The sequence below is a fragment of the Euzebyella marina genome (assembly GCF_003687485.1).
GTDB lineage: Bacteria > Bacteroidota > Bacteroidia > Flavobacteriales > Flavobacteriaceae > Euzebyella > Euzebyella marina.
Map to the genome: position 1 here is coordinate 325,066 of NZ_CP032050.1, position 15,826 is coordinate 340,891.

Sequence of the window (15,826 nt, forward strand, 5' to 3'; positions counted from 1 at the left end):
ATATGGTTTGATTTACGTTAAGAATAACTACTTTTGCGCCAAATTTTAGGAGCTTAATTTTTTGATAAAGAACCCATGAAGGAAGTATCAAGATCGGTCGGAACTCTATTACTACTTTTTGCACTTTGCTTTTCACTCCAAGGTTTTGCGTCTTCAGAATCAGACGATAAGGCTGATGGCGCTGTAAGTACTAAAGAAGAAGTCGAGGCGTATATTCAACACCATATTAAAGACTCACACGATTTTCATTTGTTCTCTTACACTAACGGTGCTGGTGAGCGAAAGCATGTCGGTTTTCCACTTCCGGTCATTGTTTGGTCAAGTAATGGTTTGGCCAGTTTTATGTCATCTGCTTTTCATCATGATGATTCAGGCGAGGTAATCGTTGAAAAAAATGGTTCTCGGTTTGTTAAGCTTCATAGTAAAATTTATGAATTGGATGGTGGTGCTAATGAGGTGAAGTTCGATGAGGCGCATCACCCTACAAACGCCCATAAGGTTTTAGATTTTTCTATGACTAAAAGTGTTGTCGGTATTCTTTTGGTCGGTCTATTGATGCTTTGGGGCTTTTCTAGTTTGGCCAAACAATACAAGACAAAAAAGGTGCCAACGGGTTTTGGTCGTGTGCTTGAGCCTTTGGTAATCTATGTTAGAGATGAGATTGCCAAACCGAACATCGGTGAAAAGAAGTATAGAAAATTTACAGGCTATCTATTAACCGTTTTCTTTTTTATATGGATTTTGAATCTTTTAGGTCTTACTCCTTTAGGTTTCAACGTAACCGGGCAATTGGCCGTAACTGCGGCATTGGCTATTTTCACCTTGATTATTTATACGGTTAGCGGAAATAAAGATTATTGGATGCACATGCTCTGGATGCCAGGTGTGCCGGTTCTTATTCGTCCCGTTTTGGCCATCATCGAATTGGCAGGAGCGTTTTTGATTAAGCCTTTCTCGTTATTGGTTCGTTTGTTTGCGAATATTTCAGCAGGTCATATTGTTGTCATGAGTCTTATCGCTATCATGTTTACCCTAAAGAATAGTTTGGGTGTAGCGGGCGCTACTGGGTTGTCATTGGTTTTATCATTTTTTATCACTTTGATCGAAGTTTTGGTGGCTTTTCTACAAGCATATATTTTCACAATGCTTTCTGCTTTGTTTATTGGAATGGCAGTAGCGGAACACGATCATGAGCATGAACATGACGCACATGGTCATGAGGTGGCCGACGCAGAAGACGTTCGAGAGAATTTTATTTAGAATTGAGTTTTTTATTTAATATATAAATCATTTACTATGTACAACTTAATTGGAGCAGGTTTAATCGTAATCGGAGCCGGTATCGGACTTGGTCAAATCGGTGGTAAAGCAATGGAAGGTATTGCTCGTCAACCAGAAGCGACTGGAAAAATCCAAACTGCAATGATTATCATCGCTGCACTTTTAGAAGGTTTGGCATTTGGTGCCTTGTTCTTAGGAAAATAAGAATAGAAAAACCTAAAAGCATTTTCCTGTAACGGTTGGTTGCAGGAAATGCTTTTCATCAAACATTAGCTATTAAGATATTATATATGGACATTTTAATAAACGATTTTTCACCAGGCCTTTTTATTGTACAGACCATTCTTTTGTTAGGTCTGATTTTTCTATTGGTGAAGTTTGCATGGAAACCTATATTAACGTCTCTTAATGAAAGAGAAGAAGGTATTCAGGGCGCTTTAGAGGCAGCCGAACAGGCCAGAAAAGAAATGCAAAATCTTCAGGCCGACAATGACAAGCTTTTGAAAGAAGCTCGTGCCGAGCGTGAGGCTATGTTGAAAGAAGCTAGAGAGATAAAAGATAAGATGATTGCCGACTCAAAAGAGCAGGCTCAAGTAGAGGCAGACAAATTGATTAAACAAGCTCAGGCAGCCATCGAGAGCGAAAAGAAGGCCGCTGTTGCTGATATCAAGAATCAAGTAGCCGAACTTTCGGTAGAAATAGCTGAAAAAGTGCTTAAAGAGCAATTGGCCAACAAAGACAAGCAACTAAAGTTGGTTGAAAGTATGTTGGGCGACGTTAAGTTGAATTAATCGATATTCTTTAAGTTAACTACCAAATAAGAAACAAATGAGCGATTCTAGAGCAGCCTTAAGATATGCAAAAGCCGTTTTAAACTTTGCAGTTGAAAAAAAAGCGGCAAATGCGGTCGAAGATGATATGCGTTCTATAGTAGCTACCATTTCAGAAAGCAAAGAGCTTCGCAATATGTTGCAGAGCCCTGTTATCAAAGAGGAAACAAAAAAAGAATCCTTGGCGGCCATATTTGCAGGTAGCAACGAAATAACTTTAGGTCTTTTAGGTACTTTGGCAGGTAATAAGAGAGTATCTCTTTTAAACGAAGTTGCCTTAAAGTATATTATTTTAAACGAAGATTTAAAAGGTGAAGGTGTGGCATATGTAACCACAGCCGTTCCATTGACGCCAGAGCTTGAAAAGAAAGTTTTGAAGCAAGTGGCCCAGCTTACCGGTAACGAGGTAAGCATTCAGAATAAAATCGATGAGAGTATCATCGGAGGTTTTATTCTAAGGGTCGGCGATTTGCAGTACGATGCGAGTATTGCGAATAAATTGAATAATTTAAAAAGAGAATTTACCAATAGTCTATAAATAACAACAACCTTTGAAATTAGAGGTCTCGTTCTATTTTCGCAGGTATAATGTCTAAACAAATGGCAGGAGTAAAAGCCGCTGAAGTATCAGCAATATTAAAGAAACAGTTATCAGGATTTGAAGCTACCGCTACTTTGGATGAAGTAGGAACCGTATTGCAGGTTGGTGATGGTATCGCCCGTGTTTACGGACTTTCCAATGCTCAATATGGAGAATTGGTGGAGTTTGAAGGTGGATTGGAAGGTATTGTTCTTAACCTCGAGGAAGACAACGTTGGTGTCGTACTTTTAGGCCCTTCTAAAGAAGTTCTTGAAGGTGCTACCGTAAAACGTACCCAAAGAATTGCTTCCATTAAGGTAGGTGAAGGTATTGTTGGGCGTGTGGTTGATACTTTGGGTAACCCTATCGATGGTAAGGGTCCTATCGCCGGTGATACCTACGAAATGCCATTGGAGCGAAAGGCGCCTGGTGTTATTTATAGAGAGCCCGTAACCGAACCTATGCAATCAGGTATTAAGGCTATTGATGCTATGATTCCTGTAGGTAGAGGTCAAAGGGAGTTGGTTATCGGTGACCGTCAAACAGGTAAGACAACTGTTTGTATCGATACCATTTTGAATCAAAAGGAATTCTACGATGCCGGTGAGCCAGTTTACTGTATCTACGTTGCCGTAGGTCAGAAAGCTTCTACCGTTGCCGCAATTGCCAAGACCTTGGAAGAAAAAGGCGCTTTGGCCTATACAACCATTGTAGCGGCCAACGCATCAGATCCTGCGCCAATGCAGGTATATGCTCCATTTGCTGGGGCTTCTATCGGTGAATATTTCCGTGATACAGGTCGCCCTGCATTGATTATCTACGATGATTTATCAAAGCAGGCGGTAGCTTATCGTGAGGTGTCTCTTCTTTTAAGAAGACCACCAGGACGTGAGGCCTACCCTGGAGACGTTTTCTACCTTCACTCAAGATTGTTGGAGCGTGCCGCAAAAGTGATAAACGATGATAAGATTGCGCAAAGCATGAACGATTTACCAGAGGTATTAAAACCAATGGTAAAAGGTGGAGGTTCTCTAACGGCTCTTCCGATTATTGAGACACAAGCAGGTGACGTTTCCGCTTATATTCCTACCAACGTAATCTCCATTACCGATGGTCAGATATTCTTAGAGCAAGATTTGTTCAACCAAGGGGTGCGTCCTGCGATTAACGTTGGTATTTCGGTATCGCGTGTGGGGGGTAGTGCGCAGATTAAATCGATGAAGAAAGTTGCCGGTACCTTAAAACTAGATCAGGCACAGTTCCGTGAATTGGAAGCTTTTGCCAAGTTCGGTTCCGATCTAGATGCAGCTACTTTGAACGTAATTGAAAAAGGTCGTCGTAACGTTGAAATCTTGAAGCAGGCACAGAATGACCCTTACACTGTAGAAGATCAGGTAGCTATTATCTACGCAGGTTCTAAAAACTTGTTGAGAGATGTTCCGGTAGAAAAGGTAAAGGAGTTTGAAAGAGATTACTTAGAATTCTTGAATGCGAAACACAGAGGTGTACTTGATACGCTAAAAGCGGGTAAATTAACCGATGAGGTAATCGATACGCTAACAACGGTAGCTAAAGAACTTTCAAGCAAGTACAGAGGTTAAGAGTACTAGGTATGGAGGTTAGGTTATACTATTAACCAACCACTATTAACTAATTACTATAAGAAAAATGGCCAATTTAAAGGAAATACGAAATAGGATTTCATCGGTGTCTTCAACCATGCAGATTACGAGTGCCATGAAAATGGTATCCGCTGCAAAATTGAAAAAAGCCCAAGACGCCATTACGGCAATGCGCCCATATTCAGATAAACTTACCGAGCTTTTACAAAGCTTAAGTGCAAGTTTAGATGGTGATTCCGGTAGCAAGTATGCCGATAACCGTGAAGTGAAGAAGGTGTTGATAGTGGCAATAACTTCGAACAGAGGTTTGGCAGGTGCATTTAATTCGAATATTCTTAAGCAAGTCACTTTATTGGCCAATGAAACCTATGCTGGTAAGCAAGTAGATTACATTGCTTTAGGTAAGAAGGCCAATGATTTCTTATCAAAAAAGTCTACGGTGGTCAGCAATCATAGCCCAGTGTTTGATGATTTGACTTTCGACAACGTATCTACTATTGCTGAAGAGCTTATGGAATTGTTCGTAGAAGGCAAGTACGATAAAATCGATATCGTATATAACAAATTCAAGAATGCCGCCACTCAATTGGTTATTACCGAGCAATTTTTGCCGATAGTTCCAGCTGAGGAAGGAGAGACTGCCGCAGCTGATTATAAATTCGAGCCATCAAAGGCTGAGATTGTTGAGCAATTAATCCCTAAGTCTTTAAAGACGCAGCTTTATAAAGCCGTAAGAGATTCTTTTGCCAGTGAGCACGGTGCTCGTATGACTGCAATGCACAAGGCAACCGATAATGCCAAAGAATTGAGAGATCAGTTGAAATTGACCTATAATAAGGCGCGACAAGCGGCAATTACCAATGAAATATTGGAAATTGTGGGTGGTGCTGAAGCTTTGAACGGCTAAATTCAATAGCAACAAAATCATACAAACCCCACAATTGTGGGGTTTTTTATTGCTCTAATTTATATTGCCGCTATCGCTAGGCGCTCACTAAATTTTATTCGACTTTTGTCGGCATTATGAAGTCAAAAAAAACCGCCCTTCTTTTCATCTTTGTAACCATTCTAGTGGATGTAATTGGTATTGGTATTATCATTCCGATTATTCCTGATTTGATTATGGAATTGACGGGAGAGGGCACTCACATGGCCGTTATATACGGTATGTGGTTGACTACCGCCTTTGCTGGCATGCAATTTCTTTTTTCCCCAGTTCTAGGAGAAATTTCGGATCAATATGGGCGCCGCCCCATTCTTTTATTGGCTCTTTTAGGGCTTAGCGTTGATTATTTGATCCATGCTTGGGCACCATCTATTTCATGGTTGTTTCTGGGTCGTTTTCTCGCTGGGGTTACAGGTGCCAGCTTTACCGTGGCATCGGCCTACATAGCGGATGTCAGTACAAAGGAGAATAAGGCTAAAAATTTTGGTTTGATCGGTGCCGCTTTTGGTCTGGGCTTTATAATTGGCCCCGGAGTGGGAGGTTTTTTCGGTGAAATAGATATACGACTCCCATTTTACATTGCAGCAGGCCTCACCTTTGCCAATTTTATTTTCGGATGGCTTTTCGTGCCCGAATCCCTTCAGAAAGAAAATAGAAGGCCTATAGAGGTAAAAAAAATGATACCAGGGGTTTCATTGATAAGCTTGCGAAATTATAAGGGCGTACTTGCGTTGATATTTGCTTTTTTCTTGGCTAACCTGGCAGGTCAGGCGCTTCCCGCTACATGGTCTTACTATGGTATTGAACGTTACGAATGGAGCCCCAAAGAGATTGGGGTTTCTTTAATGGTTGTGGGGCTTTTAGTGGCATTGGTACAAGGTGTTTTGGTAGGTGTGCTCGTTAAGAAATTCGGCCGTCAAAAAGTGGTGGTGATAGGTTTTTTATTATGGACCCTCGGCATGTTTTTATTTGCATTGGCTACCGAACCTTGGATGTTGTATGCCTTTCTAATACCCTATGCTCTTGGTGGAGTCGCCGGCCCTACGGTACAAGGGGTGATTTCTAATCAGGTCTCTGAAAAAGAGCAGGGCAATCTCCAGGGGGCTATCACCGGGCTTCTAAGTATTACGTCAATTCTTGGCCAACTCATTTTCTCCCCTGTTTTTTACTTTTTCATACGGCCAGAAGGCGCCATTTACTTTCCAGGGGCTCCATATACCTTGGCAGCCTGTTTTCTCCTTACAGCCCTACTTTTTGCCTCATGGGCCATGAAGGGTATTGATATGGAAGAAGCCTAAGATTGCTGTAAATAGTCCCTATAGTCAATTCGCTCGTATCTAAGGTGTAAAATAATAGACCGAGAAAGATATGAGATTTTTGACAGGAGCAATATTGGTTATAGGTTTTATAATTTCAGGATGTTCTTCAACCAAAAAAATTGAAACAACCGCCCCATTTAGTCTGGGAGAACCGTATGCGCAAAAGTGGACTCTAGAAAATGATTCTGCAAAAGAGGGTCATGAGGTAGTGATACCCATCTTGAGCCTCGAGAAAGACAGGGCCGAGCTGAAAAATTTATACTATATGGGCAAGCGTGCACCACTTCAAATTAAGTTGACTTCTATAGGTAATGTGGCAGTGGCGGAATTCGGAGATATCGCAAATGAATTAGTTGAGACCAGTCAAGAAGATGAGCCCTTCCCTTTTCAATTGTCCGAAACTCAGGCAGTAGTGAGTTATGTGAACAATGAAAAAGTGAAGTATTTTCAGATTAATGGAATTCAGAGGAATTTGGCCATCATCTATCCCAATTTAGAAGCCAAAAATTCACAATAACCCGTTAAAAACGAGGTAGGGGCCTATTTCATCTCTTTGTTACATCCCTTTAAATAGGTACTTTTGAGCACTAAACCACGCTATTGAATCCGCTTAAAAAACTATTTCAACAAACAGCGATATATGGGCTCGCTACGGTACTTCCGCGGATGATGTCTTTCTTGCTGTTGCCACTGTATACCGGGGTGTTGGCGACTTCTGGCTACGGAGAGGTTTCCGTAATTTTTGCGTGGTTTGCCATATTCAATGTGCTTTTGGCTTATGGTATGGAAACTGCATTCTTTCGGTTTTACAACGGTGCCGACGACAAACGAACCGTAGTTTCGACTTCGCTAATTTCTATTTTGGCGAGCACCACCTGTTTTACCATACTGGCTCTTTTGATGCAGGGTAGTCTTGCCTCAGCCACAGGTATCGATACCGATTTTATACGCTATACCATTTTTATTATTGCGTTAGATGCGCTCGTGATTATTCCTTTTGCATGGCTCAGGGCGAATGAGAAGCCTATGCGATATGCAGTGATCAAGATTTTAAATGTTGGGGTCAATCTGGGTTTGAACGTTTTCTTTTTAGTGATGCTACCAAAAATGGCTGCCGATGGTACGGAAGGTTTGGGCTGGTTGTACCGACCGAATTTTGAGATATCCTATATTTTTATTTCTAATTTGGTTTCTAGCGGACTAACCCTTCTTTTGATGTTAGGCCTTTATCTCAGAAGAGACTATACCTTTGATTTTGAACTGTGGAAACGAATGATGCGGTATGCTTGGCCCGTACTGGTAGCCGGTATCGCATTTACCATTAACGAGGTTTTTGATAGAATTTTATTGGAGCAATTACTTCCGGCAGAAATAGCGAAGAGTGAAGTGGGTAAGTATTCGGCCTGTTATAAGTTAGGCATGTTCATGACCCTATTCGCTACCGCTTTCAGAATGGGTATTGAGCCTTTTTTCTTTAGTCATGCGGGTACCGAAAATCCTCAGAAAGCATACGCACAGATTACCAATTACTTTGTTGTATTAGGAAGTATTATATTATTGGCCGTTATCGTATTTTCAGATTGGCTTAAGGTTCTTTTTGTTCAAGATGAAGCTTATTGGGAAGCTATGAATATTGTACCGCTGATAATTTTGGCCAGTTTTTTTCTGGGTATCTATCACAATCTTTCGGTCTGGTACAAAGTTACCGACCGCACCCGATACGGAGCATTTATATCACTGATCGGCGCTTTTGTAACAATCGGTATAAACTATTTTTTCATTCCGGCAATCGGCTATATGGCTTCTGCTATCGCTACGGTTCTGGCCTATGGCACCATGATGTGCTTGTCGTATTATTTAGGAAAATCAAGATACCCCGTTCCATATAACTTCAGAAAGATTATATTCTATTTGGGTATATCCATTTTATTCTCGGCATTGTCATTCTATGTTTTCAATAGAAATATTTTAATCGGTAGTGTATTGCTGATATTATTTTTGGGCTTGGTTTACAGGTTGGAGAACGATAAATTGAAGCAAATTTTCCTAAAAAAATCCTCGAAAGCATAGTCGAATTTTTTGGCCGTAGCTAGCAAGTAATAGATATAAATAACAAATACTATAATGCAGATAAAGATAATCAACAAATCATCGCACCAACTACCACACTATGAGACCGAAGCATCGGCAGGAATGGATTTAAGAGCCAATATTTCTGAACCGATTACGTTAAAACCTTTAGAGCGTTCCATTGTTAAAACAGGACTTTTTATCGAGCTTCCTGTTGGGTACGAGGCCCAAGTTAGGCCTAGAAGTGGGTTGGCTGCCAAAAAGGGAATTACCGTATTAAATGCACCGGGCACAATTGATGCGGACTATCGTGGTGAAATAGGCGTAATACTTGTTAACTTATCTAACGAGTCATTTACAGTTGAAAATGGCGAGCGTGTTGCGCAATTGGTAATTGCAAAGCATGAAAGGGCCGAATGGAATGAAGTAGAAGAATTATCGGAAACCGACCGTGGGGCTGGGGGTTTTGGAAGTACGGGTGTAAAATAGCCTGATATATTTTGATTGAAAGGTATGAACGGATTGATAAAGATAGCAGCGTATAGTATGGCCATTGGCCTACTTGTGAATCCGTTATATGCCCAAGAGCCGGAAGAAGAATTTAATGAGCAAAAGAGTGCAGAGCTTTTTCTTGAAAACTATTCTGACGAGTTTCAAGAGAATTTTTTTGAGGCGCTGAAACAAAAGGGAATCGAGAACTATGATAAGGCAATCAACCTACTTCTTAAATGTAAGAATATAGATCCCGGTAAATTGGTGGTCGACCATGAGTTGGCCAAAGTATATTTAAAAGAAAAGGAATATCCCCTTGCGGAAGACTATGCTTTTGAAGCCCTACAAAACGAGCCCGATAACCTTTGGTATGCCGATACCTTTGTTGAAGCATTGAGAAAGCAAGGAAAGGAATTTGATAACGCAAAGAATCAGCTACCTAACCATCAAAAGCTGAATGAGAATTTGGCTTTGGCTTATTTCAAAAAGAGGGATTATGAAACTGCTTTAAGCATTCTTAAAAATGCCGATAAATCGGATTTTGCGGCAGCGCTAGCCGTAAAAATAAATGACTCTTTAGAGAAAAGAAAAGACGAAATAACAAGCACTTCGTTCTCGGTTTCAAGCGAGAACAATGCCGAGGTCAACACATTCAACCAGTATAAGGTTCAAATCGACAATTTTCTCAGAACAGATAACCTTATCATGTTAGAAAAGATTTCAAGTGAGGCCCTAGAGAGTTTTCCTTCTCAACCCTTGCTGTATTACGCCCAAGGGCGTGCCCTAAATAAAAAAGGCAAGCACCGAGAGGCGATAGAACTACTTGAAACGGGTCTAGATTATTTGATTGGCGATATTTCCCTAGGTAATAAGTTCTATCAAGAACTTTCCGATGCTTATAATTCCATTAACAATTCAGTCAGGGCAAATATGTATCTTCGTAAGATAAAACCTGGTTTTTAGAGCCTTAAAGGCGGCTAAATGCTAGCTTTTAATTGTTGCTTTTATGAAGAAGATTTTTTTTAGGTCTGCATCAAGACTTAGCTCTCTATTGATATTGGCCGTATTGGCTTTTTCCTGTAAATCTAAGCAAGCCTTGGGCGATACCAACGTAAAGCCGGGTATCACAGCCAAGTCGGTCATTAGAAACCATTACCAAAATGCCTTGGATTTCAAGACACTTAGTGGAAAAATGAGAATCGATTATTCTGATGGCGAATCTTCACAAGGTGTTTCTGTTACCTTAAGAATGGAAAAGGATAAAGCTATTTGGATAAGTGCACCTTTTGGCATGGTGAAGGCCTACATTACACCGGGAAGGGTTTCTTTCTACAACAAACTTCAGAACGAATATTTTGATGGTGATTTTGCCTACCTGAGCGAGTTTTTGGGTACCGAATTAGACTTTGAACAGGTTCAGAACCTGCTTCTGGGAGAGGCTATTTTCGACTTGAACAATGCTAAGTACGATGTAGAGCTTGTCAACAAGAGCTACCAGCTTAAACCAAAAAAGCCTATGGAGCTCTTCAAGGTGCTTTTTATGGTAGACCCTACCAATTTCAAGATGGCTTCACAGCAACTTTCGCAACCTTTGAAAAAGCGTCTGCTTCAAATCAATTATAACAGTTACCAGAGTATCAACAAATGGGTGTTACCGAACGATATTGCCATTGCGGCTATCGATGGTAACGAGAGAAATACTGTGGATATCGAATATCGAAATATGGAGTTCAATCAGCCGTTGAACTTCCCCTATAATATACCAAAAGGTTTTAAAGAGATTGTTTTAGAGGATGAGGCCAAATAGAAGCCGCTTTGTTTTACTACTTATTTTTCTTTTCTTCTCGTTAGCGCCTGTAATGACCTTTGCCCAAGGTGGCGAACAGGAAGAGCTGGAGGCAAAAAGGGAGCAATTGCAGAAGGAAATTGAGCAAATCAACCATCTGTTGTTCGCCCAAAAGGAGAAGAAGGGCTCAGTGCTTGACCGTATGGAAGCTCTGGATCAAAAAATTAAAGTAAGGCAACGATTGATTAATGTTACCAACGAACAATCAAATTTGCTCAGCCGAAAAATCAATACGAACATTAATGCTATATCAGATTTGAAAAAGGAGCTGAACGAGCTTAAAGATGATTACGCCACTATGATTCAGAAGGGGTATCAAAGCAAGATCCAGCAAAGCAAACTGATGTTTTTATTGTCTTCCGAAAATTTCTTTCAAGCATTTAAACGTGTACAGTATATCAAGCAGTATACTGATTTTCGCCGCCAACAAGGTGAAAAGATTGTGGTAAAGACCAATGAATTGACAGAGCTGAACCAAAAGCTCACAGTCCAACGAAAAGAAAAGGACCGATTGGTTGCGGCCAATGTCAAAGAAAAGAATTCGTTGACTTCAGAAAAGAAAGCACAACAAGATTTACTTCTGTCCATTAGAAAAGATGAGACCAAGTATGCTGCCGAGATTCGCGACAAACAGAATCAAGCCAAGCAAATCGATAGGGAGATAGAACGGTTGGTGAAAGAGGCCATTGCCAATGCCAACAGAGAGGCGGGTAAAGCAGATGATGACCCCAGTAAGTTTTTATTGACCCCTGAGGCCGCTATTATAGCCAATAGCTTTTCTGCCAATAAGGGCCGCTTGATTTGGCCCGTAGAGAAGGGTTTTAAAAGCCAAGGGTTTGGTGTTTACAGCGATGCCATCTATCCTGGAATCAAACATCAAAGCAATGGTGTGATTATCACTACGGATGAAGGTGCAAAGGCGAGAGCTATTTTTAGGGGCGAAGTAATTGCTATTCTTTCGATTCCCGGGGGTAATAAAGCGGTGCAGTTAAAACATGGTAACTATATCAGCACCTACTATAATCTCACGAACCTCTATGTGAAAAAGGGTGATCAGGTGGAGGCAAAAACGGAACTTGGCGATATTTATACCAATCGGTCTAACGGTCAGACAAGACTAAAGTTTTATCTGCACCAGAACACCGCAAAACTTAATCCTGAAGAATGGGTTTACCAACTTTAGGTCATTTTAAGAACCGAATAAAACATATACGATTATGAGTAAAATCACGGATATACAAGGAACCTTTAAACTGCACAATGGTGTTGATATGCCTTATTTTGGCTTAGGTACCTATTTAGCTGATAATGACGAAGAGGTAATCGATGCTGTCAAATTTGCATTACAAAGTGGTTATCGCCATATAGATACCGCAGCGGCATATAAGAATGAAGAAGGCGTGGGTAAGGGAATTGTCGATTCTGGCGTAGCAAGAGAAGATGTTTTTCTTACTACGAAGGTGTGGAATAGTGATCAAGGTTATGAAAGCACCTTGAAGGCGTTCGAGGCTAGCGTAAAAAGGCTAGGAACTGATTACGTTGATTTGTATTTGGTTCATTGGCCAGTCGCCGGTAAATACAAAGATACCTGGCGCGCTTTGGAAAAATTATATAAAGAAGGCCGTATCAAAGCGATAGGGGTAAGCAATTTTCTAAAGCACCACCTTGAAGATTTATTGGGTTCGGCTGAGATAGTGCCTATGGTCAATCAAATGGAATTTCACCCGCATTTGGTACAGCAAGAACTACTTGATTTTTGCAATACCAATAAAATACAGTACGAGGCCTGGTCTCCATTCATGCAGGGTAAGCTTTTTGAGCTTGATATCACCAAAGAGCTTGAAGATAAGTATGGTAAATCGACGGCACAGATTGTTCTGCGATGGAATTTACAAAAAGGCGTAGTCACCATACCTAAATCAGTGCACAAAAACAGAATAGTATCGAACTCTGAAATTTTTGATTTTGAGCTGGCACCGAACGAAGTAGCGTATCTAGATAGTTTGCATAAGGGCGAACGAAGTGGCCCGGATCCGGACAACTTCGATTTCTAAACCTGATTGCCCAAGAAAAGCGCCTTTAATTCAGTGGCGTCGTTAGGTTTCATTTTACCTGCAAGAACCAAGCTTAACTGCTTGCGGCGCAGGGCGCCATCAAAACGCTGTGTTTCTAGTTCCGTTTCAGGAATAAGAGGCGGAACTTCGGTTGGGCGGCCCGTATCGTCAACAGCTACGAATGTATAAATAGCTTCGTTGGCCTTGGTGCGTTCGCCGCTGAAACGGTCTTCCATCCAAACGTCGATATAGACTTCCATAGAGGTGTTGAAAGCTCTGGAAACCGCTGCTTCTACAGTTAGAACGCTTCCTACAGGCACCGATTGGTTGAAGGCTACATGGTTAACAGATGCGGTTACGGTTATTCTACGACTATGTCTTCTAGCGGCAATACTGGCCGCACGGTCCATCCGAGCTAAAAGTTCACCGCCAAAAAGATTATTCAGTGGGTTGGTCTCGCTAGGGAGAACCATGTCGGTCATGGTCGTTCTAGAATCTTTCGGGTTTTTGCCCTGCATATCTTAATTTTTCGGCAAAGATACGTTCTTAAGCCGTAAGAAGGCCGGGCAAATCAAAATCTCGATGGTGAAAGGTAATTTACTTTACCGATTTTAACCAAGCGTCTTTTTGGGTGCGCTTAATTTGATGCAGTGCATTAAGGGCCTCATCGGCATCGGTATAACTGTCATAAGCCACCATATAAAGTCCGAAAGGATTGGTGCCTATATACGATGGGTTGTAACCTTGCTTTTTCAGCTGAGTGATTTTTCTATCGGCATTGGTGCGATATCTAAAGGCTCCGGCTATAATATGATGAACTTTTTGCCCCTTTTCGGCAATAGGTTGTTCCTCTATATTTTTAGAAGTTTTCAAGGTAATGGCGGGTAGCTCTAAAGGTGCCGTGTCGAAGAAAGTAGCCTCTTGAATACGCTTTGATACCTGTTCTTGGGCATCTTCACGGGCCAGTTGCAAATTGGCCTCGTTGGTTTGATAGTACTTGTAACCGGCAAACCCAGCTGTAAGGGCAACTAAGACGACCGCAGCATACTTCAAATAAGGCCTTACTGTAAGAGTCTCCCTTTTCTCAGGCGTAAAAGCGATAGGAATGCGCTCTTCCATTTGAGAGACTTCCGTTTTTATTGTTTCCCTGGTAATAGGGGAAGAAACAAAAGAATTCATTCCAAAGGAAGAAGTTAGATAATTCACGCTAGAAGCGGGTTGAAATTGCATCTTTCCTTCGGGGCCGTTCCATAGTGAACCTATGTCTGACAACCTTAAATGTTCTCCACCGTTCAATTTCTTTTGCCATTGGGCCACCTCTTCATTGACCTGTTTTAACATCTCTTCAAATGAAATTTTCTGTGCTTCGGCTGCGTAAGAAACCAATAAGCCATCATTTGAAACCAGTTGCTGATTAAAAGAAACGGTCTTTGTAGGAGGATAAAAAGTATTGGTGCTATCTTGTATGATGGCAGATTTCTCTTGGGTGAGAAACGCGCCAAAACCAGGAATTACCACACAGTTGTAACGATAGAGTAAGTCTTTTATATAGTGTTCTAAGCCCATACACCGCAAATTTTATAAAAAATTGAGTGCTTATCCAAGGCTGCCATAACTTTTTATTAACATTATATTTTGTGTATTTTGTGGATAACTTTGATTCGGTTTTAAATGACTACGAATGAATTACTTGCCCTTTTAAGGCTTCAGCATGTACCAAATGTTGGTGATGTAACCGCTAAAAAGTTAATTGCTTTTTGTAAGAGTCCTGAAGAAATCTTCAAGACCAAAAGGCAACATTTGCTCTCCATCGAAGGTATTGGCACCCATGCGATCAAATCACTTTATGATATAGAGCATCTAGAAGCAGCTGAGGCCGAACTCAATACGATAACGAAAAATGATTGGGAATATTCCTATTTTATGGATGAGGACTACCCCAATTACTTAAAGCACTGTATTGACGGCCCGATACTTCTATTCAAAAAGGGAAATATTGATTTAAGTAGTAGAAGGGTTATAAGTGTTGTGGGCACGCGTAATATTACCAGCTATGGGCAGGCCTTTTGTGAAAAATTCATTGAAGATTTAGCTCCACTCGACCCTATAATTGTAAGTGGGTTCGCCTACGGAGTCGACATTACGGTGCAGCGGGCTGCCTTGAAGAATAAATTACAGACTATCGGATGCTTGGCACACGGCCTGAATCAAATTTACCCCAAGGTTCATTCAAAGTATGTGATGGAAGTGGAAAAGAATGGAGGCTTCTACACTGAATTTTGGAGCACAAGCAAGCCGGACCGTGAGAATTTTTTGAAGCGCAATCGCATTATTGCCGGTATGAGCGAGGCCACTATTGTCATTGAATCTGCCGAGAGGGGCGGAAGTTTGGTTACGGCAGATATAGCAAATAGCTACCATCGTGATGTTTTTGCCGTACCCGGCCGTACCGACGATAAATATAGCAGCGGATGCAATAACCTTATCAAACAGCAAAAGGCACATATGCTCACTTCTGCCGCAGATTTAGTTTACCTGCTGAATTGGGAAATAGCTAAAAAAGCGCAACCGGTTCAAAAGCAACTTTTCGTAGAATTAGACGGCATTGAAAAAGCGATTTATGATTATCTTCAAAAAGAAGGCAAACAAATGCTAGACAGTATTGCCCTTGAATGCAAGCAACCGGTATTCAAGATATCGTCTACCCTTTTGAATATGGAAATGAAAGGTGTCATTCGCCCCTTGCCGGGCAAACTTTTTGAGGCCATTTAGTCAAATGAATGGGG

At 41.1% G+C, this 15,826-nt stretch carries 17 protein-coding genes; 15 read left to right on the forward strand and 2 right to left on the reverse strand.

Features of this window, described 5'->3' with window-relative positions; all coding sequences use genetic code 11:
• Positions 1-75 precede the first annotated feature (75 nt).
• From atpB to D1013_RS01385, 14 genes are all read left to right on the forward strand, one after another.
• Positions 76-1,260 (forward strand): F0F1 ATP synthase subunit A, encoded by a 1,185-nt coding sequence (gene atpB / locus D1013_RS01320; RefSeq protein WP_121847168.1) that lies wholly within the window; start codon positions 76-78, stop codon positions 1,258-1,260.
• A gap of 36 nt (positions 1,261-1,296) precedes the next feature.
• Entirely contained in the window at positions 1,297-1,485 is a 189-nt protein-coding gene (gene atpE, locus D1013_RS01325) for an ATP synthase F0 subunit C (protein WP_013993139.1), read from the forward strand.
• Between the two features lie 86 nt (positions 1,486-1,571).
• Positions 1,572-2,072: a F0F1 ATP synthase subunit B gene (locus D1013_RS01330; RefSeq protein WP_121847169.1), complete on the forward strand. Its 501-nt coding sequence runs from the start codon at positions 1,572-1,574 to the stop codon at positions 2,070-2,072.
• A 37-nt stretch (positions 2,073-2,109) separates the two neighbouring features.
• On the forward strand, positions 2,110-2,649 hold the full coding sequence (gene atpH, locus D1013_RS01335; RefSeq protein WP_121847170.1) for an ATP synthase F1 subunit delta: 540 nt from the start codon (positions 2,110-2,112) through the stop codon (positions 2,647-2,649).
• Between the two features lie 62 nt (positions 2,650-2,711).
• Positions 2,712-4,292 (forward strand): F0F1 ATP synthase subunit alpha, encoded by a 1,581-nt coding sequence (gene atpA / locus D1013_RS01340; RefSeq protein ID WP_121850551.1) that lies wholly within the window; start codon positions 2,712-2,714, stop codon positions 4,290-4,292.
• A 67-nt stretch (positions 4,293-4,359) separates the two neighbouring features.
• Positions 4,360-5,220 carry an ATP synthase F1 subunit gamma gene (gene atpG / locus D1013_RS01345; protein WP_121847171.1) on the forward strand — a complete coding sequence of 287 codons (861 nt, stop codon included), beginning with the start codon at positions 4,360-4,362 and terminating at the stop codon, positions 5,218-5,220.
• 116 nt (positions 5,221-5,336) lie between these two features.
• Positions 5,337-6,557: a TCR/Tet family MFS transporter gene (locus D1013_RS01350; RefSeq protein WP_121847172.1), complete on the forward strand. Its 1,221-nt coding sequence runs from the start codon at positions 5,337-5,339 to the stop codon at positions 6,555-6,557.
• Positions 6,558-6,627: 70 nt separating this feature from the next.
• Complete coding sequence (locus tag D1013_RS01355) at positions 6,628-7,095, forward strand: hypothetical protein (protein ID WP_162987772.1); 468 nt, start codon at positions 6,628-6,630, stop codon at positions 7,093-7,095.
• An 83-nt stretch (positions 7,096-7,178) separates the two neighbouring features.
• Positions 7,179-8,648, forward strand: a complete 1,470-nt coding sequence (locus tag D1013_RS01360; protein ID WP_121847174.1) for a lipopolysaccharide biosynthesis protein — start codon at positions 7,179-7,181, stop codon at positions 8,646-8,648.
• 54 nt (positions 8,649-8,702) lie between these two features.
• Positions 8,703-9,137 (forward strand): dUTP diphosphatase, encoded by a 435-nt coding sequence (gene dut / locus D1013_RS01365; RefSeq protein WP_121847175.1) that lies wholly within the window; start codon positions 8,703-8,705, stop codon positions 9,135-9,137.
• Between the two features lie 24 nt (positions 9,138-9,161).
• Entirely contained in the window at positions 9,162-10,103 is a 942-nt protein-coding gene (locus D1013_RS01370; RefSeq protein WP_121847176.1) for a tetratricopeptide repeat protein, read from the forward strand.
• A gap of 43 nt (positions 10,104-10,146) precedes the next feature.
• A complete protein-coding gene (locus D1013_RS01375) occupies positions 10,147-10,947 on the forward strand; it encodes a lipoprotein insertase outer membrane protein LolB1 (RefSeq protein ID WP_121847177.1) in 801 nt (266 codons plus the stop codon).
• A 52-nt stretch (positions 10,948-10,999) separates the two neighbouring features.
• Positions 11,000-12,169 carry a murein hydrolase activator EnvC family protein gene (locus D1013_RS01380; RefSeq protein ID WP_225621375.1) on the forward strand — a complete coding sequence of 390 codons (1,170 nt, stop codon included), beginning with the start codon at positions 11,000-11,002 and terminating at the stop codon, positions 12,167-12,169.
• A 34-nt stretch (positions 12,170-12,203) separates the two neighbouring features.
• Positions 12,204-13,040: an aldo/keto reductase gene (locus tag D1013_RS01385; RefSeq protein ID WP_121847179.1), complete on the forward strand. Its 837-nt coding sequence runs from the start codon at positions 12,204-12,206 to the stop codon at positions 13,038-13,040.
• Here the strand turns inward: D1013_RS01385 and D1013_RS01390 are convergent.
• Both D1013_RS01390 and D1013_RS01395 read right to left on the reverse strand, forming a co-directional pair.
• Positions 13,037-13,558 carry an acyl-CoA thioesterase gene (locus D1013_RS01390; protein WP_121847180.1) on the reverse strand — a complete coding sequence of 174 codons (522 nt, stop codon included), beginning with the start codon at positions 13,556-13,558 and terminating at the stop codon, positions 13,037-13,039. The genes D1013_RS01385 and D1013_RS01390 overlap by 4 nt on opposite strands.
• Positions 13,559-13,637: 79 nt before the next feature.
• Positions 13,638-14,606, reverse strand: a complete 969-nt coding sequence (locus D1013_RS01395) for an HU domain-containing protein (protein WP_121847181.1) — start codon at positions 14,604-14,606, stop codon at positions 13,638-13,640.
• 105 nt (positions 14,607-14,711) lie between these two features.
• On the opposite strand from D1013_RS01395, the gene dprA reads away from it, so the two are divergent.
• On the forward strand, positions 14,712-15,812 hold the full coding sequence (gene dprA, locus D1013_RS01400; RefSeq protein ID WP_121847182.1) for a DNA-processing protein DprA: 1,101 nt from the start codon (positions 14,712-14,714) through the stop codon (positions 15,810-15,812).
• The last annotated feature ends 14 nt before the right edge of the window (positions 15,813-15,826 follow it).